Source organism: Caballeronia temeraria (assembly GCF_001544795.2).
GTDB lineage: Bacteria > Pseudomonadota > Gammaproteobacteria > Burkholderiales > Burkholderiaceae > Caballeronia > Caballeronia temeraria.
On record NZ_FCOI02000012.1, the window covers coordinates 141043 to 164224 of the forward strand.

Genomic DNA, 23182 nt, shown 5'->3' on the forward strand with positions numbered 1-23182 from the left:
CGCTATTCAAGTGTAGTTGCGGTATCTGACGCGCGACCTGGCATCGCGCCCGCCGCGACGCTGCCGTCGGCGCGTGCCGCGAAGTAGCGATAAATCGCGTCGATATGATTCTCGATCAGCGGATTGCCGCGATATGCAGGCATGCCCTGCTCCGGATTGCCGTCGAGAATGGCGGCGATGAAGCGCTCACGGCTTTGTGTGCGTGCAAAGCCGACGATCGACGGCGCGGCGAGTCCTTCATGATCCTTGCCGTGGCAGCGCGCGCAGTCGGCGATGCGCACCGCGCGCCATCCGTCGATCAGCGAAGCGTCGGCTGCGGCGGGCGCCTGAGCATGCGCCGACGACGACACGCCGAACACGCCCGCGATCGCGAAGCGCACCGCTCGTCGCGTCACGATCTGCCTCGATCCGCGATTCAACGCGTGCGCCCGGAAAGCCGGCCGACATACTTCCATCCCTGATCGCGCATCCATACATAGGTGAATCCCGTGGGGCCGTCGATGAAGACGGTCATCGGCCGCTCGCTCGCGGACGCCTCCTTTTGCGGTTCCGTCGACGCCTGCGTGATGTGCGCCTGCGTCGGCTTGAGGTTTGCATCGCGATCGTCGAGGCGCCAGCCGTCATCGTCGGCGTAGATCAGGCGCGACGTTCCGCCCGATGGCGTCTGTACCGTGAGCGCGAGCGGGCCGCCGTCGACGGCGATGGGACGCGCATCGGCATCGTTTCCATTCGTCGCGGCGAAGGTGCTTGCGCACGCCAGTATCGTGATCGCAAGGAACGCCGCGCGGCTTGTCTGATGGGATTTCATTTCGGGTACCTCCTTACGGACCGCGCAATGGCGGCTGTGCAGATGTGCTGATGCATAGAGAACGAACGAAGCCTCGACGAATGTGAAGCCAGAAGACCCGCCGACGACCACGAGCGTCGCGCATGCCGCGCGTCGCAGGCGTTTCGTCGCGGAAGGGAGTTGTCGCGTGGCGCCATCGCCGCGCGTGGCCGATGAGTGGCCGTCTTGTGATGGCCACTACTATCGAACGAACGGTCGTCGGGAAAAACCACGCATTCGGAGGGACAGTACCCCGCCATTGGAGGACTGTGAATGGAAGGCAGCCGGAGGGAAGAGGAAGTGAAATGTCGAAGGCGTCCCCGCCGCCTTCGACACATCGCTACTGGCCGCTATATATATTGCAGCTCAGGCCCGGCGTGCAAAGCTGCATCGTTCCGCCGGTCCAGGCATCGCGCGAGGCGCTGCCGGACTTGCTCGTCGACATCGCTCCGCCGTAGCTGGAATCGTTCGTCGCCGTGCTGCTGTCCTGCGTACTTTGCTGCACGGCGCTGCCTTGCGCCGGCGCCATCTGCATGTCCTGCGTTTGCGCGATGGCGCTCATCGCGAAGACACCGGCGGCCGATGCGGCCAATAGAAGAGTTGCTCTCATCGCCATCACCTCTTGAGTCAGGGAATCGATTGAGGACTGCAAGCTTGCGACGAGCTTGCGAGACGCATGCGGGGACTCGGTCATGGCGCGGGACGACGCACCTTCCGGGCTTCTGATCGAACTTGGCAGGGGCTTGTAAGCTCCGAAAGCGCGTAGCGGGTAGCACGCACTCCTACCGTATACCGCCGATCGTAAAAGTAAATTCCCGATCCACGCATTCCTTTGCCGGCGCGCGTGGCGGGAACTTCGTGAATGCGTTTGCTTAAGCGGTCTGCGATATCGCGCCATGCAAAGCGCTTTCGACGGTAGCGTCCTCGAAGGGTTTGATATATTGGCTTTCCCGCCCGGAAGTTTCTTGCAATGCGCGTCGGCCGCCCCGTCAAACCTCTGCCTCATCCGAACTGCGATTACTGCGGCGCGCCCGCGACACTCGCGCGCGCGGGCGAGGAAGCCTATCCGTACCGCGATGACCACGGCCCGCTGTGGACGTGCGCCAATTGTCAGGCGTGGATCGGCATTTTTCCGCGCAGCACACGCAACGTGCCGCTGGGCCGTCTGGCCGATGCCCGCTTGCGCGATCTGAAAGTGCAATTGCATGCGGCACTCGAACCGCTCGTGCAGGCCAAGGTGCGGCGCGACGGCTGCAATGTTTTCGAGGCGCGTTCGAAGGGAATGAAGTGGCTCGCGCAGGCGATCGGCGTCGAGCCGGAGAAGTGCAGCATTCACACGCTGGACGCCGATCAATGCGAGCGCGCGATTGCGGTCGTCGAACATTTCGAACAGGAACGCACGCGGCACCCTTAAGATTCTGCGGTCGATGAACGTTAACCCAAGAAGGTCAACCATCGATCCTCGCATGTCACGCACTCTTCCCTTTCAGCGCTCGCCCCACGCGACGCGCGCGCGGCTCAGCAAAGCGCAGTTGCTTCCCATCCCGCGCGCAGTGGCGGACGAGCTCGCGCTCGCTGCGCACATGTCGCTGACGGCGTTGCGCTCGGGCGCGCCGGATATCGCGCCGGCGCAGCACATCACCGAGGCGATGTATCTCGCGAAGTTTCTCGCCGAAGCGGGACACGGCGACTTCTCGCACGAAGAGCTGCTTCGCGCGGATCAGTCGATGGCCGCCGTGTTCGATGCCGGCCGCGCATCCGGTACGTGGACGCTCGCGGCGGACGACTTCGAACGGCTCGCCGCGATCGTGTCGCTCTACGATCATCAGTTGCGGCGCGCATCGTTCGCGGCTTTGTCGGTTGCAAGCGATCGGCTCGAGCGCTTCAAGTCCGGCGAGCCGTATCAGCCGATGCACGCGCGCAAGTCGGCGCCGCTCTGACACGCGCGTTCGTCGTCAAAAGGCGGTACGCAAGCCGATCATCACGCTGCGGCCGCCCTCCGGCGCGATATCTCGCACGACCGAACTCGCGTAGCGCACTTCTTGGTTCGTCAGATTCTGGCCGCGCACGTAGGCGAGCCAGTTCGTCGAGCCGTAGCGAAACTTGTACGTGAGGATGACGCCGAGCGTGGTGTAGCTTCCGGTCGGCAGATCGTTTTCCGGCACGCGATGTTGCGCCCACGCGTGTATCAGCTCGGTTCTCGCGCCGTAGGGACCGTACGCGTAGTCGAGCGCGAGCGTCGCGCGCAACGGCGAAATGCGCGGCAGCGCCTCGCCGGTATCGACATTGCGCGCGTGCGTGTAGTCCGCGACGAACGAGACATCGAGCCGCTGTGCGCCCGTGTCGACAACACGCCACGTGCCGTCCAGTTCGACGCCGTAGAACTCCGCGCGCACGCCGCGGTAGACGGCTTCGTTGAGCGCATCGCCGGTGCCGGGCGCGACGGGTTCATCGTCGTCATCGACGAGCCGGCCCGTGTTGAACTCCGTCAGATAGTTGCGAAAGCGGCTGTAGAAGACGCCCGCGCTCGCCTTGTTCGGGCCGCTCGCGAAGCGCAGCGACAGATCCGTCGAGATCGCTTTCTCCTTCTGTGCTTCCGGATTGCCGATGAGGTACTGGCCGGTCGCATCGTGCGGGCCGTTCGAGTAGAGCTCGTAGTACGTGGGCGCGCGCTCGGTGTACGCGACGTTGCCGGCCAGGCTCCACACGGGATTCAGCCTGAAGAGCGCGCCGGCGGACACGCTGCCCGCGTTGAAGTCGCGCTTCGGCGAGCCGGCAAACTTTTCGTCTCCGCCGGACGTCGGGTCGATGTTCACATGTTCGTAGCGTGCGCCGATGCTCAATTTCAGCGCGTCCGTCACGTTCCACTCTTCCAGTCCGAAAAGCGCCGCGTTGGTCGTCTGCGATGTCGGCACGAGCGCTTCATCGCCGAGCGCCGAGAACGTGTTCTGACTGAGTTGCAAGCCGATCGCGCCGTCGAGCGGACCGATCTTTCTGTGCCGCGCTTCGATGCGCGCCTCGTAGCCGTGATTGCGGAAGGTCGTGCCGGTTTCGCCGTCGTCGATCTCCTTGTGCTCGTAGTCGGTGTAGGCGAAGTCGATCTTCAACTGGCTGAACGGCCCTTGCAGATTCCGGATCTCCGACGCCGCCGCGATGTGATCCTGATGCATGCGCAGGCGGACATCGTCCTCGGCGACGGAACCATAGTTCGCCTCGTAACCGTTGTAGCTCACGCCCGCGTAGCCATCCGCCCACGTATACGACGAGCCGATGGCGCCGCCATGCCAGCGGCCGTCGCTGTTCGGAATGCTGCCGTAGGGCTGCGGAAGATCGGGGCCGTCGAGTGCACGTTGGGCGGCGGAATGCGCGAAGCCGGGGATGCGCTCATTGCTGGTCTCGCGATCGAAGGCATCGACGTGAAACGCGAATCGACCGTTGCCGCCCTCCACCTGCGCGGCGCCGGCGCGTGCGTCGTTGGCGCCGCCGTAGCTGGCATCGACTTCTCCGGACACGCCTTCGATCGCTTCGCGCGGAATGCGGTTGTCGATGGTGCTCACCACCCCGCCGATGGCGTTGCCGCCATAGAGCAACGCGGCCGGTCCCCGGACGATTTCGACGCGTTCCACGGACATCATGTCTTGCGGCACGGCGTGATCGTACGACAGGGACGACGCGTCATATGCGGCTACGCCGTTTTGCAACAGACGGATGCGGTCGCCGTCCATGCCGCGGATGATCGGGCGTCCGACCATCGGACCGTAGGTTGTGGTCGAGACGCCGGGGAGGCCGTTGAGCGTTTCGCCGAGAGAGTCGGCGCGTCGTAGTGCGAGCGCGTTGCCGTCGAGGGTGCTCGTCGGGGAGACGAGTGCGTAGGAGCCGAGTGGGTTTGCGGTGATGAATATCGGGTGGATCGGGGTGTCGGGGATTGTTTCAGATTGGGCTCGGGCAAGGGTTGAGAGGAGAAGCGCGGTCCAAGGGAGGAATCTGGACGCGGGTACGACGGCGGTTGGTTTGGGTCGGGTCACGTGATTTTATGTGATGCTATAACGTTGCAATACTTGCTTGTTTTTCGGATCACGGGAAATGTGCATTCTGATTCTGCTGGTAATGATATAACGTATCATTGCAAAACGGTAGTCGCGGCGCAAGCTGATGCAGATACGGAATGTGTATCGTTCGTTACAGAGGGAAGTCGAGACTTGTCATCGGAGCTGTACGGCTCGTCCTCTTTAGCGTTACCAGTGTGCGATGAGCCGCTTTTCGTGAAACATTTTCGCTATATGTCTATTAAGTCATTGATAATAAATTGGTTTATTGTCGCAGATTATCTGCAGCATTGTTTCACGATGAATGTGCTCTCATTTGACGCTGATACCGATGCCAGTGTGGCAATGAAGTACCGAAATCCTTCATCGCGCCAATAAGCTTGGCGGCACATCCATACTGTGGAGTTCATAATCGTCATCCCTGCGAGCAACGGATAAGACCTCCATTCAGCTTTGCCGCGGCATTCATGCTGAACTCCATCGCCGTCGATTAAATGTTTTTCGCACCGAGTTCGCGGCGGTGTTCAAAGATCCCCACGCAGCGGCAGCCGCCATTCATCATTCTTGGCCGAGAAAGTCCTGGTTAGGGTTTGGGTAAAAAGAGCCGCTCGCGCATCGTGCGATGAATTGGTTTTGCTGCAGTCGCCCCCGGCGGCTTCGTCATTTCTCGAGCCCTTCTGCGCCAAACTGGTTTCGTGGGGCCTTGCTGCGGGATTATCGGCGAGGTTGAAATGCGCCCCCAACGCACGAACCCTGCATCCTCCAGGGGAGGATCCATTCGCAGTAAGGATTTCGGTCGATCAGTCGACCGGTCGCAAACTCGATTAGCTGCCGAAGTCCCTTATGCATCTGCGTGTTCGAGTTGATCTTTTCCTGATTGAGATTCAGCTGGATGAACTGGCCGCGGGTGTTAGTGTTGATGAATCGAAACTCCCCTGCATTTGCGCTGGTCCACTGTTTTTGTCATCACTGTCCGAATTCGGACACTATCCGCCGTCGAGTTGCTGGCCTCACGACCAAGCGTTATCGCGGTCTTGCCGCGCGCAGGTATGTTTCGTTGACTTCAGACTTGGGGACCGGTGTCTGGGCCGGGGCCCAAACCGCACGGCAGGGCGTTCTGCGGTCTTGTCGCTTCTTCGGAACTCAGAAAAAAACGCGTCGAGGCGAGGCGGATGCACACTCGGAGTGAAGGATTTGCGCACGTCCAACGAAGCAGCCCAGTACACGTCGATTTGCTCGAAGCCAACGCGCGTATCGGAGTGTCCGAATTCGGACACTAGCTGTCGGCCTCGCCGGCGCGCCTGGAGCCCCCACGATTCGACAGTCACGCCACTGTCCGAATTCGGACACTCTTCTCATGGCCCAATCCGCACCGACAGACCGACAAAACAGGGACCCAAAAACCGCGGGCATAAAAAAACCCGCCGGAGCGGGTTGCTGAGGGAGGTCACTCGGACCGAATAGAGAACATCTTCCCTATATGCTCGCGAAGTTGATTCTCTTGCTCCTCGGTCATCACGCCGGCCTTGAATTTGAACGTAAGCCCCTTGACGTCCTTCGTGATGCTTCCCGCTTGCACTTTCCCCGCAAAAATCTTGAGAATGCTCCGCCCTCCGGCATCCGTCGCCGACTCCCCGCGACTCGCTTGAGCGCTCAGACTCGCCGCCACTTTCGTTTGAACAAGATCGCCCGACAGAACCAGCGGCCACAATTCCTGAAACGCCTTGATTCCCTGTTCGCCGCTCTTCTTGAGCGCGTTGACGATATCCTGCGCCGACGATGCACCAAGCACCGAAGGATTCAAATCCAGATCCCGCTTCACAAAATCCGGGAGAGCGTCGTATGCGAGAAATCGATAAAGGTCGCTTCGCGTGATACCCATCGCTTCTGCCAGCCGCGTCCGATTAGGAAACTCGGATTCAGCGCGTCGAATCGCGATCGCGATTTCATAATCGGATAGATCGTCGCGCGTGACGTTTTCCATCAGCGCTAACGCGGCCATGTCCTGATCAGTGCAATCGATAACGACCGACCGAACCGTTGCCTTGTTGACCAGCTTGTGCGCTCGCCAACGTCGCTCGCCAGCCACCAGTTGGAACGATTCCCCGACACGTCGAACCGTCACCGCCTGTAGCAACCCAACCTCATTAATCGAGCGCGCCAGTTCCGCAAGCTTGGTCTCGTTAAATTGGCGACGCGGTTGCCACGGGTTCGGCACGATGGCGTCGACAGGAATCTCCGTCTCGACACCCCGAGCTTCGAGCTCTTGAATCCGAAGTTGAGCGGCAGCCAATGCGCTCGTGATGCCGGGCATCGTCTGCGGACCGCGGTTCGTTTTATCCTTTTTGTTCTCGCCCTTGAAGTCCGCAGGCTTCGGAAGGTTGGCCGTCTTGGCCATGAGCTGCTCTCGGATGTTATTGCTCATGCCGACTCCTTCCATGATTTGACGAACATATCATCCAGCCATTTGGCATATTGCATCATGGGCTGTCGCACCCGCTGCAGCGATTTCGCTGTCGAATGTGTGCTGACGACATCGAGAGCAGTCGAGAAGGACAGCGCTCCGCCACTCATCACCGAACTGGCCGGAATCTCGAACGGATCGAGCCAACGACCATACGCGCTTTGCGCCCACTGTCGTACCACCGGCGCCGATGACGTCTTTCCGTAATCAACCTTTGACAGCAGGATCGAAATGAAGTCGTAGACCTTGTCTTCCTCATAAGGAAGAAAGTCCTCCGCGACATCGGAGAACAGCCGCCAAAATGCGAGCGAGCTAATGAAGTCGAGATTCTCCGGAATCATCGGCATCAAGAGTGCGTCGGCGGCGAGCAGCGCGTTCAAGTTCATGTACGAGAGTGACGGCGACGTATCGATCAGAATGTAGTCGTACTGCGATCGCAGCGGTTCGAGTCCCTCGCGCAAGACAGCCCAGAACCGGTATCCCTGTATCGTCTTTTGACGAGCGGGGAGAAGGAACTCGGCGCCATACAGGAATGTGTGGCCGGGGATAATGTCGAGGCCGTCCCAGTAGGTCGACTGCACGCTCGCGCCGAGGCCGCCTTCGACGTTCTGGTCGTATATGTAGGGCAGCACAGTATCGTCGCCGGAGATTTCCTTCTCGGCATAGAGACCGCACAATTCCGATGCCGAAGCCTGCGGATCGAGATCGACGAGCAGCACCTTGCGGCCCAGAAGTGTCAGCGCCTGAGCGAGGCAAACCGTCGTGGTGGTCTTCGCCGAGCCACCCTTCAATTGAGCTGTTGTGAGAACCTTCCCTCTGAACGCCCCGTCGTTGTCGTCGAGGCGCGTCTGGTAAATATCAGACGCCATCTTTACCCAGACCCGCACTTCGGGCAGCGTGAACGTACGGCTGCGGCCGCTACCATTGAGTGTGCCGCTTGGCAGTCCACCCTCGCCTTTAGTCACCAGATATTGAATCTGCTGCCGAGTCAGATTGCACATCTCGGCCAATTCACTAATGGTGTAGTAGGGTGCCAGCTTGCGCGGGCGGGGGGCAAGGATCTGTTCCCGAAGGTTATCCGAGAAGGGTTCGAGGTTATCCGCGAATTCCGCGACTTCGCGGAGCGTGACCTTCCGGTTCTCCATAGGTAGCGTGCCTACGTTTGCCATTCTGCGCTTTCTCCAAGTATTGACGTCGAAGCGCAGAATACACGAATACGCGTAAACAAGGTTGTACTGCGCAGAGTTTTGACCGTCCGGCTATCACTCATTTCACAACCGATTGATTTATCGACGTTTTTTGCGCTGTAGAAAATGCCGCGTGGGCGTTCCGAAACCGCCGCGTTTCTTAAGCGTTTTAAACGACGAGACGGCCGTGCCATTCAGCACAAAAACCACCCCGAGGGCGGTTTTTGTGCCACGCATACAGATCAAATTTTATAAAGCAAATTCAAGCACTTAGAAGATGGAAAACAGCCGGGCTGCGTAAACTGCAACCGCAGTTCGTTTTGTTTTTTGTAAACCTAGACCCGCCAACCTACAAACAGGGTTCCCACTTTCCCTTGAAAAACAACGACAAACCCTGTGGATAGGGACGCTTTTTGTGATGCACAGGACGGTTTTTGTGCTGAAAAATCCGCAAATTGGGCAGCGGGGGGCGGAATTTGTGCAGAGCAGGACGGAAATTGTGCTCGCATCAGCAGAAGGGGGCGCTTTTTGTGCAAATGCCATGAGGTAACACGGGGGTGGTTTTTGTGTTGACACCCCCTGCTCGCCTGATAGAGTGCCGGGGATCGAAGCCGAATCCGAAGCATGGAAAACCAAGACCTCACTGTCACGCCGCAGCAACTGGCGCTGGACATTTATGAAGACATGTCCGGACAAGGATCGGCGATCTGCGAGTCGACGAGGGACATTGGTTTCCTGCGCAACAACATCTTCACGCGGGTCGGCGGGCTAGGCATCGCCGCCCGGCGCGTGCTCGATGCGGCCTATTTCATTGTCGCGACGAAGGCACCCGAAGAGCTCATCGACGATAAGGTCTACACCTTCACGGCCGACGTCAACTACTTCAAGTGGCTGATGCGTTACGACAGCCGCAATCACAGTCATCTGATCGCGCAGATGCGAGCCGCAGCTCGGGCACGCGTCGAAATCATGACGGCGCCGTCGATCGAGGAACTGACCGAAAAGGACTCGTGGGGCACCATCAGTCTGCTGGGCGACTGCTACATCGAACGCAATGTCGTTTGCGTCCTGCTTTCGGGGCGCGTCATCAAATATCTGATCAGTCCGTACAAGGCTCACTGGTTGAGCCTGCGTGCATCGACGGCCTTTTCGCTCTCGCTCGCCCGTGCGATCTACGACCGCCTCATCCCCTGCGAAGGTCACGGCGTCACCGAGTGGTTCGCTTTCGACGACGTGCTTGAGTGGCCGGGAAAGGTCGGCGAATCGCGCAAGGAAGTGAAGGAATTCAAGAAGCATTTCCTCACGCCCGCCATCGACCAGCTCAATGAAGTGTCCGACTTCGATGTCAGTTGGGAGCCCAACGCCGATCGCGTCGCCGCGGACAAGCTGAAAATCCGTTTCCGCTTCACGAAGAAGCAGGGCGCCGATGCAGCGCGCGCCGGCATCCAGGATTCGATGTACCTCCTCCTGCACAACGAATTCGCCTTCGATACCCCCGACTTCGAGCGTCTCGCGAAGCGCCGCGACGTGTGGACCGACGAGCGGCTCGAGCAAGCGATCGAGTACACGCGCCACAAGCTCAACGAAGGCAAGGTGACGGTCAGCCCGCGCGGCTATCTGTTCAAGGCGCTGGAGGGGAATTACCGCATCGGCGAAGCGGACCGGAAGATGGCGTCGATCAAGGCGAAGCAACTCGAGGACGAAGGGAAGCAACGCCGCTCACGCGATACGACGCAGGCCAAACTCGAAGCGAGCATTCAGGCGCAGAACGATACGGCCAGGGCCAAGATGAGCGAGGAGATTCGCGCCGGCCGCGACTACTTCGAATCGGTCGATGCGCCCGCGCGCAAGGAGTTGTGCCACTCGTTCGTGAGCCAGTTGATTCCGCAACGGCTTATCGAGAAGCAGGGCCTTTCACGCGAAAGCCTGAGTGCCGATAACATTCTCACGGTCAATCGCGTGGTCGCTGACGCCTTCTGTTCGCATGTCTACGCGAAGATGAAAAAGGCACGTGTGAGCAGCAGGATCTGAATCTCGCGAAGCATCGCGAATTCATTCGAAGTCCGAATCATTCGTCATTTCGACGCTGAACCAGCTTCAACGGCTTTTGACAAGCCGCGAGCAGAGCGCCCGCCGTCAGCACGAGCGCGGAATAGACGAGGCCGCGCGTCAGCCCCGCGCTATCCGACACACGTCCGATCACGACCGGACCGACGATCTGCCCGAGCGCGAACACGATCGTGAATGCATTGATTCCTCTTGGCCACTGAGCCGCCGGCAAGTTGTGCCGCACGAATGCCGTCGTCGATGCCACCGCCGACAGAAACGTCGCGCCGAACAGCGTGCCCGACACGAACGCCGCGAACGGATGCGCGAGCATCGCGGGAATGAGCGTCGCCGTCGCGAGCAGGCCGTTGAGGATCGCGAGCGCCTGCCCGCCGCGCATACGGTCGAGCAGCCCCGACCACATCCGCGCCGACACCACCGTCGCCACGCCGAGCAGGATATAGAAGCCGGTCACCACCGTCGCGCTCATGCCCGCGTTGCGAAGCAGGGCGACGATGAACGTCATGTAGCCGATATACCCGATGCCAAAGCACGCGTATCCGGCGAGCGCGAGCGCGAAACGCCGACGTTGGACCGGCGTGCCCGATGCGGCTTGAGCGCCATGACGCGCCGACGCAGGCGGTTGCGCGGACTCTATTCGCCGCGCCGCCCAGATCGCGGCGCCGGAGCACGCGGCGCAAGCCGCCGCGAGCGCGAACCACGCGAAGCGCCACCCGTGCGCGACCGGCAGCACCGTGAGCGGAACGGCGATCGACGAGATCACGATGCCCCAGCCCGTGCCGCCGTAATAGAGGCCGATCACGAGCCCGGCATCGCGCGGCGATATCGATGCAAGCCGCGCCGCGAGCACGCCGCCGCTCACGAACACGAGCGCGCTGCCGATGCCCGTCGCGACGCGCAACGCGAGCAGGGCGTCGGTATCGGTCGTGGCGCCGCTCGCCGCCATCAGAAGCGCCGTGAGCGCGCAGCCGGCGACGAACAGCGTGCATGACGGCAGGCGTATCGACAATCGCGAGAACGCCAGCGCGCCGAGCAGATAGCCGAATGCGTTCGCCGTGTTCATCGCGCCGGCCTGGGCGAAGTTCCATGCGAGATCGAGGCGCATCGGCGGGAGCAGCAGCGCGTAGGAAAAGCGCGCGAGCCCGAGCGCGATGGCGCTGCCGAGCGACAGCGCTATCGCGAGAAGCAGCGCCTGGCTGCGACCGGCCGCCTCGTCCCCGGCCAGTTCCTTGCGAAGTTCTCCGTTCGCATCGTCACGCTGTATCACGCTCTTGTCGTCCTCTAATGGCGATTCGTCTTGTTGTCGTGCCGTCGATCTGCGGCCCTATGGTATCGCGCGGATCGGTCACATTGCTTACACAAGCCGTGGCTATGCTTCGCAGCGCTGTATCGATCTGCGCGACCCTGCCGGAGAAGCCGATGTCGACTGTTGCAAGCCGCCACATCCTCGTGGCGTGTTTCGTCGTGTGCGTCTGCGCAAGCGTTTGCGGATGCGGCGAGCGCGCGGCGCAAACATCGACACCCGTCGACGCAACGAACGACGCGCCCGCCGCGACTCAAACGAGCGAGCTTCAGGACTGGGCAAAGCAGGCCACGACCCGCGCATCCGATCAGCCCACGCAACCCGCAATGGCACGAGCCGCATCGGAGCCGCTCGCGACGCCGGTGATTCACACTGTCGACTGACCCTTCCTTTCACTTCCCCGCCAACACGAATGAAAAACAAGAACCGTCGTGACTTTCTGCGCGCGGCCGTCGAGGCCGCAGGCGCGACCGCCGCGTTGAACGTGATGCCGCTCGGCATTCGCCAGGCGCTCGCGATTCCCGCGAACAATCGTCATGGATCGATCGAGGACATCGAGCATATCGTCGTGCTGATGCAGGAGAACCGCTCCTTCGACCATTACTTCGGCACCTTGCGCGGCGTGCGCGGCTTCGGCGACAAAAGCGCCGTGACGCTGCCGAGCGGCAAGCCGGTTTTCAATCAGCCGATCGCGGCCGGCGCGGGCGAAGTGCTGCCGTTTCATCCGGACGCATCGAACCTCGGCCTGCAATTCCTGCAGGATCTGCCGCACGGCTGGACGGACGGGAAGGGCGCATTCCACGGCGGTCTCTACGACCAGTGGGTGCCGTTCAAAGGCACGACGACGATGGCGCACCTGCAACGCGACGACATCCCGTTCCACTATCAGCTCGCCGACGCCTTCACGATCTGCGACGCGTATCACTGCTCGACCAACACGTCGACCGATCCGAACCGCTATTACATGTGGACGGGCTATGTCGGGAACGACGGCACGGGCGGCGGCCCGGTCGTCGACAATGCGGAAGCGGGCTACGGCTGGTCCACGTTTCCCGAAGTGCTGGAGCGCGCGGGCATCTCGTGGAAGGTCTATCAGGACATCGGCAACGGGCTCGATGCGAAGAACGCCTGGGGCTGGACGGACGACGCGTACATCGGCAATTACGGCGACAACTCGCTTCTCTACTTCACGCAGTATCAGAACGCGCAGCCCGGCACCCCGCTCTATGAAAAGGCGCGTCGCGGCACGAACGCGGCCGCCGGCGACGACTACTTCTCGATCCTGAAGCGCGACGTGCAGGCCGGCACGCTGCCGCAAGTCTCGTGGATCGTCGCGCCCGAGGCGTTCTCAGAGCATCCGAACTGGCCCGCGAACTACGGCGCCTGGTACGTCGATCAGGTGTTGCAGGTGCTGACATCGAACCCGGATCTGTGGAGCAAGACAGCGCTGCTCATCAACTACGACGAGAACGACGGCTTCTTCGATCACGTCGTGCCGCCGTTTCCGCCGGCTTCCAGCGCGAACGGCCTCTCGACCGTCGATACCAGCGCGGAAATCTTTCCGGGCAGCGCCAAATACGCGAGCGGACCGTATGGCCTCGGCGCGCGCGTGCCGATGCTCGTCGTGTCGCCGTGGTCCAAGGGCGGCTGGGTGTGTTCCGAAACCTTCGACCATACCTCGGTGATCCGCTTCATCCAGAAGCGCTTCGGGCGCGCGCACAGTCTCGCCGAGCCGAACATCTCGCCGTGGCGCCGCGCGATTTGCGGCGATCTGACGTCCGCGTTCGACTTCCGCAATCCGAACAGCGCGATGCCCACGCTGCCGGGCACGAGCGGCTACGTTCCGCCCGACAAGCTGCGCCATCCGGACTACGTGCCCGTTCCGCCCGCGGCGCAGGCGCTGCCGAAGCAGGAGTCCGGCGTGCGCGCCGCGCGCGCGTTGCCGTACGAGCTTTTCGTGCGCACGCGGGCGGACGCATCGAAAGATACCGTTTCGTTCGATTTCATCAACACGGGCAGCGCGGGCGCCGTCTTTCTGCTCTATCGCAACGCCAGCACGGATGCGCCGCGCACCTACACGGTCGAAGCGCGCAAGCGCCTCGCGGACCGCGTCGCGGCGAATCCGGACGGCAGCTTCGATTTCGTCGTGCATGGCCCCAATGGGTTTCTGCGTCGGATCGCGGGTAAAGCGCTCGCGCAGCAGCACGGCTGGTGGTCACGCGAGCAGGCCGCGCCGGACGTCGTGGAAGGGTACGACGTCGCGAACGGCAATCTGCAACTGCGGCTCGCGAATCGCGGCACGGCCGCGTGCACCTTCAGCGTGGTCAATGCCTACGATCCGTCGAAGACGATCACGCGACGCGTACGCGGCGGCGACACCGCGCAGCTCTACCTCGATCTGCGCGATGCGCATGGCTGGTACGACATCGACGTCACGGTCGACACGGATGCCGCGTTTCTCCGACGCCTCGCCGGTCACGTCGAGACCGGCCGCGACAGCATGAGCGATCCCGCTTTCGGAGCCTGACGTCGCGCGAGAAACACGGTAAGCATTGCCGGCCGCGCGCGCTCGAAACCTGCGCGCGGCCGCGTCCCGGCATCGCAATTTTCCCGTCATCCGCTGCACAGGCGGCTCTCGGGCCTTCCGGCCCACTCCCACTAGTCTGCCATTGCGGGCGTTTTTTCCGATGACGCCTCGTCGTGCAGCGCACATACGTGGGCGATCACGCATTGCGAAGCGTCTCGAACCCTGTGAAGATCGAACGTGCACGCCAATTCACGCCTGAGATCGACGCGACGATGAAATCAAAATGGCACGTCGCGCGTCGTATCGCACGTCAATCCAACAACGAATTGGAGTGCAACACGGAGACGGGGATGAGAGAACGAGCAACTGTGCTGCTGGTTCGTCGCCAGTCAGTGCTGCTGGTCCGGGAGCGTGGCGGACCGTGGTTGCTGCCAGGCGGAACGGTGGCATTCGACGAATTGACGATTGTCGCAGCGATCCGAGCGCTGCACGAAGACACCGGCGTGGAGGCGAGCGCCGCCGCGTTTCTGTTTCAGCAGGCGTCGGCGCATCATATGCATCATGTTTTCCGGATCGCGATACCGGACGAGGTGCATCTGAGGCCGAAAGCCGGCGGCCGGTTCCACGAATTGCTGTGGGTCGAAGCGGCTCAGCTCGCGCATGTCAGCGCGACGCCGGGCACGCGCGCCATCCTGAGCCGGGCGATGGGCGGCAGCCGCGAGTCCGCGCGGCACGCGTGGAATCATCGCGACGACGAAGCGGAAGTGGCGGCGGGCTTCGGCAGGCGCGGGCGCTGAATCGCATCGTCTTTTCGTCAGATCGGACGATTTTTCTCGTCTGTTCAAAGGCGTGGGCGCATATTTTGCCGAAAAATGAATACTTTTTCGGCGAAGTTGCGCCTATGCTTACGTTGGAATGGTTGCTGGCAGTCCGGCGTGTGGTGGCTGGGCGCTTGCCGCAATCCTGAGCAACGGAAGCATTCGCCCTTTGGCAGGCGGAGGAACCCATGAAGCTCATCAGTATGTTCGCCGGGACCGTCGGATTCGTGGCCGTGGTGAGTCTCTCGTTGCTGGCTGTCGCGGACATTCTTTTGACAACGTCCGAGAAACCGGCCGAGAAAGAACGACTCGCGTGAAATGCGTTTCCGTCTACCTGACCGATTAATTGTCGGTCAAATAGATGTGGCTGTCGGCGCCCGGTCGAATATCAGGCTCGGGCATTCGAATGGTGCAATGCTGTCTTTCGAAATCCGCCTCGATCGAATAAATAATGGTGCTTCGATTGCCGATTTAATCGCGGATGCCACCGCCCGCACGCTGCCTGGGGCGCATCGCGCCGCGCCGGGCGGGCACCTCACAGGGGAGCGGGGCGCACGGTCGGTGGAACAGATGCGCTTTCACCCTTTTGTTCAGGGATTTGCACGCGCAGGGTTTGTCCGAAAATCATCCATATGGGTCCGTGAAGTCAGAATCAGTCGAATTGCGATGTGATATAATCGGTAATAATTAAAAACATCATTCGGCCAAAACTTTCAGCAGCGGGATTTATCAAATGCTTGATTCAACGCGGACGAGCGCGGAGGAAGCATGTCGGTAGGCGGTGTCATAGGCGCAATTGTTTTTTTCGCAATAATCGGTCTCGCATTGCTGGCCGTGTTCGAAATTATCTTTTCGCCTTCTTCCAAGCATAAGGCAGATGAAATGAGCAAGCCTGCTCACAAGCGGCCCACGTGGTATCGCAGGCGCGAAGTCGCCGTGCGCCGTGACGAACCCTGACCCAGGACCAATTTTCCCGTTCCGCCAACAAGTTAGGTCTTCCGCCAGATCCGCGAAGCGCGCCGCTCCGAGCGCGCCGGCCCATGCGCCGCGCCGTCGATATCTGCACAGCCGTTCAAAATCCCTCGCATTATTTAGCTGTCGCAACTGTGTGCGATAGCGCACCGCAAGCACCTTCCCCAGACTCTAGTCTTTCTTCGCCGGCATCATCATGAAATGTATGTTCATCATTTCGAAAGCGCCGGACTACAACACATATAAAGACAGTTAAGCGCTTAGCTAAAGATCGCAATTCGATCGACTGGCGAATCCGCTGCTGTCTGAGGGAAAGAAAATGGCGCAAACCGCATATCCTTCCGTGCTCGAGTGGTGGACGCGCATCGAAAAGCGGCTCTATGGTGACTCCGTCGAGGCACCACGAGGCGACGTTCACGCGCGTGCTCCGATCATCGTGCTGTACGACGGCTATGAGAACATCGAAGCGCTGTGGAGGGCGCTTCTCCAATGCCGGACGCCGCATATCCAGATCGTCTGGAAGTCACCCGAGTCCGGCGAAATGAGACTGCTCGCCGAATCCTATGTCGCGATTCCGGAGAAGCTCTTCTTCCAGAAGTCGCTTCAGACGAGTCTGCGGCGCGTCGCCGTGCTCATCGACCGGGCGCAGAAGCGTCTCGAGGCCACCGCGTCCGTGCGCGAGCTTCCGCTCGTCAAGGCGAAGTCGCGGCCGGCACAGCTGTCGCCGTTCACGTCGGCGTTCTTCGGGCTGCGGCATCTCGGACGCAAGGTGCTGAACCAGCCGCTCAAGCTGCTCGTTCAGCGCGGACATTGGGTGCTGGCGTATCGCCGCACCGACACGCCCGCCGAGCCGCGCATCGAGAGCGGCGCCGATGGCGACGAAAGCCGCAACTGGGTCACGCTGCCCGGCATGACGTCGCAATTCCATGCCGATCCGTTCCTCTGGCGCGGCAAGAACGGCGACTACCACCTGTTCTTCGAGAGCCTGCCTTACGACACGAATCGCGGCACGATCAGCCATATCGCGTTCGATCCCGCCACGCAGACATGGCAGGAGACGCCGCGCGTCGTGCTCGACAAGAGCTATCACCTGTCGTACCCGTTCCTCTTCGAGCATGAGGGCGAGGTCTTCATGATTCCGGAGACCTGCGGCAATCGCACGATCGAGATGTATCGCGCCGCGGCATTTCCGACCGACTGGGTGCTGCACAAGGTGATCATGCGCGACGTCGTCGCGGCCGATACGACGCTTCATCACGACGGCAAGACGTGGTGGATGTTCACGAGCATGACGGAGGATGGCGGATCGAACTGGGACGAACTGTCGATTTTCTATTCCGACAGCCCGTTCGGCGAATGGACCGCGCATCCGATGAATCCGGTCGTCTCGGACTGCCGTCTCGCGCGCATGGCCGGCAACCTGTTCAAGGATGGCCAGAACCGCCTGATTCGCCCCGCGCAGAACTGCGAGCGCGAATACGGCGCGGCGCTGACTTTCCGCGAAATCACCGAGCTCACGACGACGACCTACGCCGAGCGCACGGTGTCGGTTCGCACGCCGCCGCGCGGTCATCAGGGGCTGCATACGTGGAATGCGGTCGGCGGGATCACGGTCATCGATCTCAAGACGCAACTGCGCAAGTGGAATCCGTGGCGCGGCGCGATGAGGCGTGCGTGACATCCACCGGAGGCGCCCGGGGAGGACGACCGGCGTGTGGCACGTCGCACAGTGCGTGCCACCGCGCCGGCTTACATTGATGACTCGCCGGAGCGTGTTCCGGCGAGGCAGCCCATCGTCATAAAACACACCCGTCAGCACAAGCATTGCCGCCAGCGACGCGCGTCGGTTGCCTGGAGACGGGCCCATCGTAGAAAAACGGCAGCCGGGACCATGAAGCTCCTCCATGTCATCGTTGCGCTCAATGCGGACGGCGCTGAACGCATGCTTCAGCGCCTCATCGAGTCGCATATCGAACATCCGCGGTTTCGTCACGTCGTCTGCTCGCTGACGACGACCGGCAAGATCGGCGAAGAACTCGCCGCGCGCGGCATCGAAGTGCATAGCCTCGGCATGAAATCCCCGCTCGGCTTTCCGCGCGCGTTGATGCACCTCGTCAAGCTGATTCGCGAAGTGCGTCCCGACATCATTCAAACGTGGATGTATCACGCCGATTTTCTCGGCGGCCTCGCCGGACGGATCGCGGCGCACAAGCGCATCGTCTGGGGCGTGCGCACCACCGATGTCCGATCGGGCGGCTCGCGCGTGACCGTGCTGCTGCGCAAGATCTGCGCGTGGCTGTCGTACTACGTGCCGCAGACGATCGTCTGCGCGGCCGAAGCATCGCGACGCGCTCATGTTTCCGTCGGCTATGACGCGAGCCGCATGATGGTCGTGCCGAACGGATTCGACGTCGCGCGCCTGTGCGCCACGCCCGAACAGCGCAGCGCGATCCGCGAGCAATGCGGCTTCGACGAGCGCGCGGTCGTCGTCGGCATTCTCGGGCGCTTTCATCCGGTGAAGGATCATCAGAATTTCGTGCGCGCGGCGGGCATGCTCGCCGCGCGCCATCCCGACGTGCGCTTCATGCTGGTCGGCCGCGATCTCGACGCGAACAATCGCGAGCTCGGGGACTGGATCGCGCAGACGGGATTCGCCTCGCGCTTCGTGCTGCTCGGCGAGCGGCGCGATGTGCCCGCGTGTCTTTCCGCGATGGACGTGTTCTGCCTGTCGTCGCGCACGGAGGGCTTCCCGAACGTGGTCGGCGAAGCGATGGCGATGGCGCTGCCATGCGTCGTCACCGACGTGGGCGATGCGGCCATGCTCGTCGCCAATACGGGCGTGGTCGTCGAGAAGGAAAACAGCGACGCGCTCGCGGCGGGGCTCGACCGTATCGTCGACATGAAACCCGACGAGCGCATCCGCCTCGGTCAGCTCGCGAAGGCGCGCATCCACGCCGAATTCACGATGATGCGCGCGCGCGAGCGTTTCGAAGATATCTACCTGCGGCTCGTCGAAGAGAAATGAGCATCGCATCAGCGTGGCCTATGGCCGCATCGTAAGGAGAACGAACATGTGCGGTATCGTCGGCTTTCTGGGTGGACGCGGCTTCGGCCCGGACGACTCGAAGACAACGGTGCGTAAGATGGCGCTGGCCATCGCCTATCGCGGGCCCGACGACGCGGGCGAGTGGACTGACGACCTGCGCGGCATTGCGCTCGGTCATCGGCGGCTGGCGATCATCGATCTTTCGTCGGCAGGGCATCAGCCGATGGCGTCGAGCAGCGGGCGTTATGTGATCGCCTTCAATGGCGAGATCTACAACCACCTCGATCTGCGCGATGAACTCGAAGACACGCAGCGCGCGCCCGCGTGGCGCGGCAGCTCCGACACCGAAACGCTGATCGCGGGCTTCGATGCCTGGGGCGTTCAGGCGACGATCGAGCGTGCCGTCGGCATGTTCGCGTTCGCTGTGTGGGACCGGCAGGAATGCCAGCTCACGCTCGCGCGCGACCGGCTCGGCGAAAAGCCGATCTACTACGGCTGGCAAGGGCAGGGCGACGACGCCGTGTTCCTGTTCGGCTCCGAGCTCAAGGGACTGCGTGCGCATCCCGCGTTCGATAACAACGTCGATCGCGGCGCATTGACGCTGCAGATCCGCCACGGCTGCGTGCCGTCGCCGTATTCCATTTTCGACGGCATCCGCAAGCTCGAACCGGGCAAGATGCTCACAGTGTCGCTCGAACGGCGCGAGCCGCGCGTCTGGGCCTACTGGTCGGGCGTCGAAGCGGCTGTGAACGGCGCTGCGCGCGGCTTCGCGGGCAGTCCGGAAGACGCCGTCGATGAACTGGAGCACTTGCTCACGGACGCGATCCGCCAGCAGATGCTCTCCGACGTGCCGCTCGGCGCGTTCCTGTCGGGCGGCGTGGATTCGTCGACGATCGTCGCGTTGATGCAGAAGCAATCGTCGCGTCCGGTCAAGACGTTCACCATCGGCTTCAATGAAAGCGACTTCGACGAGGCCAAGCTCGCGAAGGCGGTCTCGGCGCATCTCGGCACCGAACACACCGAGATGTATGTGACCGCGCGCCAGGCGCTCGACGTCATTCCGCGCCTGCCCGAGCTTTACGATGAGCCGTTCGCGGATTCATCGCAGGTGCCGACCTTTCTCGTTTCGCAACTCGCGCGCCAGCACGTGACGGTCTCGCTGTCCGGCGATGCGGGCGACGAACTCTTCTGCGGCTATCAGCGTTACAAGACCGCGCCCGGCATGTGGGACAAGATGACGATGATGCCGGCGCCGTTGCGCAAGCTGGCGGCATCCGGCATCGCCGGGATTTCGCCCAAGCGCTGGAACAGCATGGCGGGGCTGATGGAACCGATCCTGCCGTCGTCGCTGCGCGGCGTGAAGGTCGGCGACAAGCTGCACAAGGGCGCGGAGCTGCTGTCGTGCCAGTCGCGCGACGAGGTGTATCTGCATCTCATGTCGCAATGGAACGACCCGGCCGCGCTCGTGATCGGCGGCTATCAACCGCCCACGCTGATGACCGGCAATGCGCCCGCGTTCACCGGCCTCGACGACGTGCAGCGCATGATGGCGCTCGACATGATCACCTATCTGCCCGACGACATTCTCACGAAGGTCGATCGCGCCGCGATGGGCGTCTCGCTCGAAACGCGCGTGCCGTTCCTCGATCATCGCGTCGTGGAATTCGCGTGGCGTCTGCCGCAGTCGATGAAGGTGCGCGACGGCCAGACCAAATGGGCGCTGCGCCAGGTGCTGTATCGCCATGTGCCGCGCGCGATGATCGAGCGGCCCAAGCAAGGCTTCGGCGTGCCGATCACGCACTGGCTGCGCGGCGAGCTGCGCGACTGGGCGGAAGCGCTGCTCGACGCGTCGCGGCTGCGTCGCGAAGGCTTCTTCGATGCGGCCACCGTGCGCGCGAAATGGCAGCAGCATCTGTCGGGCGAGCAGAACTGGCATCGTCAACTGTGGAACGTGCTGATGTTCCAGCAGTGGCTGGAGCATCAGCAGGCATCGTCGATCCCGCTCTTCACGTCGCGCACGGCGGATCTCGCCGGAATCGCAAGCTGATATAGACGGACTTTGAATGACGAAGGCCTTGGTCTGAAAAGACCAGGGCCTTTTTCTTTATGCGCGATTCATCGGCGATTGAAGCGGCGCTTGCCGGCACATCTCAAACAAAAAAGCCCCGGTCGTTTCGACCGGGGCCTTTATCTTTCCGTCACAACCAGCTACTTAGGATCACTTGTGATGCGTCGTTTGCTCGGCAACGGTGCTGGCGACGACACTGCGCCGCTGACTGCCGACGAGCCATCGCGGCGTCTTGAACCGCACGATCGCCGTGTAGAGCCAGACATACGCGACCGCGAACACGACCGCCGTCACTGCAAGCACGACCGGGTTGTGCCAGAAGAGCGACGCCGGCACGATGCCGATCATGCTCAACACCCACAGATACGGCGACGTGCGCGCGTTGCGGCGCTGACGCTGACGCGGGTCCGTGCCCTTGCCCACGACGCGCTTGAAGATGAGCGTGTGCAGGTGGATGCCGTCGGGCGCGCCGACCGGACGACCGCGCACGATGCGGCGGCGGTAGATCGAGAAGAGCGTTTCGAAGAGCGGATAGATCGCGACGACCATCGCGTACCACGCGCAGACATTCGGATGACGCGCGACCAGCAGCACGAGCAACTCGGCAATCGTGAAGCCGATGAAATAAGCACCGCCATCGCCGAGGAAAATCGATGCCGCCGGATAATTCCAGATCGCAAAACCGCCGATTGCGCCGATCATCGTGAGCGCCGTGCTCATCACGAGCAAATCGCCGACTTCATGCGCGACATAACCGATCGAACCGAAAATCAGAATCGCGACGACTGCGGCGAGTCCGTTGAAACCATCGATGATATTGACCGCATTGGTGAGGCCGGCGACAGCGAGCACCGTGAGACCGATCGCGATGGGCGTGACGGTGAGGATCGGGTCGACGAGCGGCAGATCCACGCGGCCGACCACGCCGCCGAGCACGAACACGCCCAGCAGCCCCGCGAGCATCGCGCACAGAAGGCGCGCCCGCACGCTGACGCGCTTGGTCAGATCCTCGATCACGCCGCTGCCGAACGCGGGCGCCGCGCAGAGCAGCAGCAAAAGGGACTCGTCGCGCGGATTGCCGCCGAAGATCGCTGCGATGGGAAAGGTCACGCAGGCCGCGACCATCAATGCAATGCCGCCGATTCTGGGGACCGGATGAGAATGATTCTTTTGAACCCCGTTCAAATCATGATCCAGGGAGAGCGCCCCGTAGCGCCCCGCGAATCTAACTATAAGTAGCGTCATGCAGAAAGAACTGATGAAGCCAAGCGCAAGGTTTAACATTTTTTTCACTCACGAAGAGGGCGCATCTCTTTTCGAATTTCAAAACCCGAAAGCCTATGGTAGGTACTACCCCTGCCATTGTCCACGCATTTATGGCGTTTTAATGTGTGAAACCGAGCCTACTTTGATTATATCGGGACTTCCCCCAATTATTCATACAAACCGATTTTATAATCGGGAAGAAAACACTGATTTCATATAAAGGACTTAATATCCGCCTTTTTGAAAATCGAGTGTTGTCGGTGCGCAAGCCCACTTTCGCTCGCATTTTGTTTGGGGGTCGGTACGATTTTCCGCGGAGGAAGCGGTGTTGCGCCGTCTCTACCGCTAGCATAGGCCCGAAACGGCTGGAGCGTGAGCGAAAAAATGTCCGGAAATCGAACACAGGCTAAACTGGCTTTCTTCATAAAATTCGCAATTCTATTAACAGCAATCATGTGTGCGGTGCCGCGCATACAAGAATCCGCGCTGTGGTAGTTTTCGATTTGTTCAAATGGCCAGCATACTCAATAAATTCTTAAAAGCGGTAAAGCGAACATTCGGTCGCATTGAAAGGTTCGATAAACAACAAAAA

General features: G+C 61.4%; 19 protein-coding genes. 11 read left to right on the forward strand and 8 right to left on the reverse strand.

Annotated elements, in window-relative coordinates:
• Positions 1 to 2 precede the first annotated feature (2 nt).
• From AWB76_RS18815 to AWB76_RS18825, 3 genes are all read right to left on the reverse strand, one after another.
• On the reverse strand, positions 3 to 395 hold the full coding sequence (locus AWB76_RS18815; protein ID WP_244173398.1) for a c-type cytochrome: 393 nt from the start codon (positions 393 to 395) through the stop codon (positions 3 to 5).
• 20 nt (positions 396 to 415) lie between these two features.
• Positions 416 to 808, reverse strand: coding sequence for a hypothetical protein (locus AWB76_RS18820; protein ID WP_061161647.1), 393 nt, complete (start codon positions 806 to 808; stop codon positions 416 to 418).
• 358 nt (positions 809 to 1166) lie between these two features.
• The gene (locus AWB76_RS18825) at positions 1167 to 1436 is read right to left on the reverse strand and encodes a hypothetical protein (RefSeq protein ID WP_244173399.1); all 270 of its coding nucleotides are present in this window, start codon (positions 1434 to 1436) and stop codon (positions 1167 to 1169) included.
• Positions 1437 to 1796: 360 nt separating this feature from the next.
• Here AWB76_RS18825 and AWB76_RS18830 point away from each other — a divergent pair, with 360 nt between their 5' ends.
• A complete protein-coding gene (locus AWB76_RS18830) occupies positions 1797 to 2240 on the forward strand; it encodes a zinc-finger-containing protein (protein ID WP_061161649.1) in 444 nt (147 codons plus the stop codon).
• Between the two features lie 52 nt (positions 2241 to 2292).
• Positions 2293 to 2766 carry a hypothetical protein gene (locus AWB76_RS18835; protein WP_061161650.1) on the forward strand — a complete coding sequence of 158 codons (474 nt, stop codon included), beginning with the start codon at positions 2293 to 2295 and terminating at the stop codon, positions 2764 to 2766.
• A gap of 15 nt (positions 2767 to 2781) precedes the next feature.
• Here the strand turns inward: AWB76_RS18835 and AWB76_RS18840 are convergent, their stop codons facing one another.
• The 3 genes from AWB76_RS18840 to AWB76_RS18850 all read right to left on the reverse strand — a co-directional run bounded on the left by AWB76_RS18840 (position 2782) and on the right by AWB76_RS18850 (position 8505).
• Positions 2782 to 4752 (reverse strand): TonB-dependent receptor, encoded by a 1971-nt coding sequence (locus AWB76_RS18840; RefSeq protein ID WP_096031327.1) that lies wholly within the window; start codon positions 4750 to 4752, stop codon positions 2782 to 2784.
• 1567 nt (positions 4753 to 6319) lie between these two features.
• Positions 6320 to 7297, reverse strand: coding sequence for a ParB/RepB/Spo0J family partition protein (locus AWB76_RS18845; RefSeq protein ID WP_061161652.1), 978 nt, complete (start codon positions 7295 to 7297; stop codon positions 6320 to 6322).
• Positions 7294 to 8505 (reverse strand): ParA family protein, encoded by a 1212-nt coding sequence (locus AWB76_RS18850; protein ID WP_061161653.1) that lies wholly within the window; start codon positions 8503 to 8505, stop codon positions 7294 to 7296. Before AWB76_RS18850 ends, AWB76_RS18845 begins: the two co-directional genes overlap by 4 nt.
• A gap of 642 nt (positions 8506 to 9147) precedes the next feature.
• Here AWB76_RS18850 and AWB76_RS18855 point away from each other — a divergent pair.
• Entirely contained in the window at positions 9148 to 10554 is a 1407-nt protein-coding gene (locus AWB76_RS18855; RefSeq protein WP_061161654.1) for a replication initiation protein, read from the forward strand.
• A 37-nt stretch (positions 10555 to 10591) separates the two neighbouring features.
• On the opposite strand, the gene AWB76_RS18860 is transcribed toward AWB76_RS18855, so the two are convergent.
• Complete coding sequence (locus AWB76_RS18860) at positions 10592 to 11857, reverse strand: YbfB/YjiJ family MFS transporter (RefSeq protein WP_374729935.1); 1266 nt, start codon at positions 11855 to 11857, stop codon at positions 10592 to 10594.
• A gap of 152 nt (positions 11858 to 12009) precedes the next feature.
• Here AWB76_RS18860 and AWB76_RS18865 point away from each other — a divergent pair, with 152 nt between their 5' ends.
• The 8 genes from AWB76_RS18865 (at position 12010) to asnB (ending at position 21303) form a co-directional block, all read left to right on the forward strand.
• Positions 12010 to 12276 carry a hypothetical protein gene (locus AWB76_RS18865; protein ID WP_157696161.1) on the forward strand — a complete coding sequence of 89 codons (267 nt, stop codon included), beginning with the start codon at positions 12010 to 12012 and terminating at the stop codon, positions 12274 to 12276.
• Between the two features lie 29 nt (positions 12277 to 12305).
• Positions 12306 to 14420: a phosphocholine-specific phospholipase C gene (locus AWB76_RS18870; protein ID WP_061161656.1), complete on the forward strand. Its 2115-nt coding sequence runs from the start codon at positions 12306 to 12308 to the stop codon at positions 14418 to 14420.
• Positions 14421 to 14770: 350 nt separating this feature from the next.
• Positions 14771 to 15217 carry an NUDIX domain-containing protein gene (locus AWB76_RS18875; protein ID WP_061161728.1) on the forward strand — a complete coding sequence of 149 codons (447 nt, stop codon included), beginning with the start codon at positions 14771 to 14773 and terminating at the stop codon, positions 15215 to 15217.
• 209 nt (positions 15218 to 15426) lie between these two features.
• Entirely contained in the window at positions 15427 to 15555 is a 129-nt protein-coding gene (locus AWB76_RS42725) for a hypothetical protein (protein ID WP_279616426.1), read from the forward strand.
• 1 nt (position 15556) lies between these two features.
• The gene (locus AWB76_RS40990; RefSeq protein ID WP_167357769.1) at positions 15557 to 15910 is read left to right on the forward strand and encodes a hypothetical protein; all 354 of its coding nucleotides are present in this window, start codon (positions 15557 to 15559) and stop codon (positions 15908 to 15910) included.
• Positions 15911 to 16529: 619 nt separating this feature from the next.
• Positions 16530 to 17888 carry a glucosamine inositolphosphorylceramide transferase family protein gene (locus tag AWB76_RS18885; protein WP_061161657.1) on the forward strand — a complete coding sequence of 453 codons (1359 nt, stop codon included), beginning with the start codon at positions 16530 to 16532 and terminating at the stop codon, positions 17886 to 17888.
• Positions 17889 to 18101: 213 nt separating this feature from the next.
• Positions 18102 to 19235 carry a glycosyltransferase family 4 protein gene (locus tag AWB76_RS18890; protein WP_061161658.1) on the forward strand — a complete coding sequence of 378 codons (1134 nt, stop codon included), beginning with the start codon at positions 18102 to 18104 and terminating at the stop codon, positions 19233 to 19235.
• Positions 19236 to 19281: 46 nt separating this feature from the next.
• Positions 19282 to 21303 carry an asparagine synthase (glutamine-hydrolyzing) gene (asnB, locus tag AWB76_RS18895; protein ID WP_061161659.1) on the forward strand — a complete coding sequence of 674 codons (2022 nt, stop codon included), beginning with the start codon at positions 19282 to 19284 and terminating at the stop codon, positions 21301 to 21303.
• A gap of 171 nt (positions 21304 to 21474) precedes the next feature.
• Here asnB and AWB76_RS18900 read toward each other — a convergent pair whose 3' ends face one another.
• A complete protein-coding gene (locus AWB76_RS18900; protein ID WP_061161660.1) occupies positions 21475 to 22608 on the reverse strand; it encodes an MraY family glycosyltransferase in 1134 nt (377 codons plus the stop codon).
• Positions 22609 to 23182: the final 574 nt, after the last annotated feature.

Bases quoted from the DNA above. Each gene is read 5' to 3' on its own strand.
- AWB76_RS18900 (WP_061161660.1), bottom strand. From the start codon at position 22,608: ATGTTAAACCTTGCGCTTGGCTTCATCAGTTCTTTCTGCATGACGCTA.
- AWB76_RS18875 (WP_061161728.1), top strand. From the start codon at position 14,771: ATGAGAGAACGAGCAACTGTGCTGCTGGTTCGTCGCCAGTCAGTGCTG.
- AWB76_RS18890 (WP_061161658.1), top strand. From the start codon at position 18,102: ATGAAGCTCCTCCATGTCATCGTTGCGCTCAATGCGGACGGCGCTGAA.
- AWB76_RS18855 (WP_061161654.1), top strand. From the start codon at position 9,148: ATGGAAAACCAAGACCTCACTGTCACGCCGCAGCAACTGGCGCTGGAC.
- AWB76_RS18820 (WP_061161647.1), bottom strand. From the start codon at position 808: ATGAAATCCCATCAGACAAGCCGCGCGGCGTTCCTTGCGATCACGATA.
- AWB76_RS42725 (WP_279616426.1), top strand. From the start codon at position 15,427: ATGAAGCTCATCAGTATGTTCGCCGGGACCGTCGGATTCGTGGCCGTG.
- asnB (WP_061161659.1), top strand. From the start codon at position 19,282: ATGTGCGGTATCGTCGGCTTTCTGGGTGGACGCGGCTTCGGCCCGGAC.
- AWB76_RS18865 (WP_157696161.1), top strand. From the start codon at position 12,010: ATGTCGACTGTTGCAAGCCGCCACATCCTCGTGGCGTGTTTCGTCGTG.
- AWB76_RS18835 (WP_061161650.1), top strand. From the start codon at position 2,293: ATGTCACGCACTCTTCCCTTTCAGCGCTCGCCCCACGCGACGCGCGCG.
- AWB76_RS18870 (WP_061161656.1), top strand. From the start codon at position 12,306: ATGAAAAACAAGAACCGTCGTGACTTTCTGCGCGCGGCCGTCGAGGCC.
- AWB76_RS18830 (WP_061161649.1), top strand. From the start codon at position 1,797: ATGCGCGTCGGCCGCCCCGTCAAACCTCTGCCTCATCCGAACTGCGAT.
- AWB76_RS18850 (WP_061161653.1), bottom strand. From the start codon at position 8,505: ATGGCAAACGTAGGCACGCTACCTATGGAGAACCGGAAGGTCACGCTC.
- AWB76_RS18825 (WP_244173399.1), bottom strand. From the start codon at position 1,436: ATGAGAGCAACTCTTCTATTGGCCGCATCGGCCGCCGGTGTCTTCGCG.
- AWB76_RS40990 (WP_167357769.1), top strand. From the start codon at position 15,557: ATGCGTTTCCGTCTACCTGACCGATTAATTGTCGGTCAAATAGATGTG.
- AWB76_RS18885 (WP_061161657.1), top strand. From the start codon at position 16,530: ATGGCGCAAACCGCATATCCTTCCGTGCTCGAGTGGTGGACGCGCATC.
- AWB76_RS18845 (WP_061161652.1), bottom strand. From the start codon at position 7,297: ATGAGCAATAACATCCGAGAGCAGCTCATGGCCAAGACGGCCAACCTT.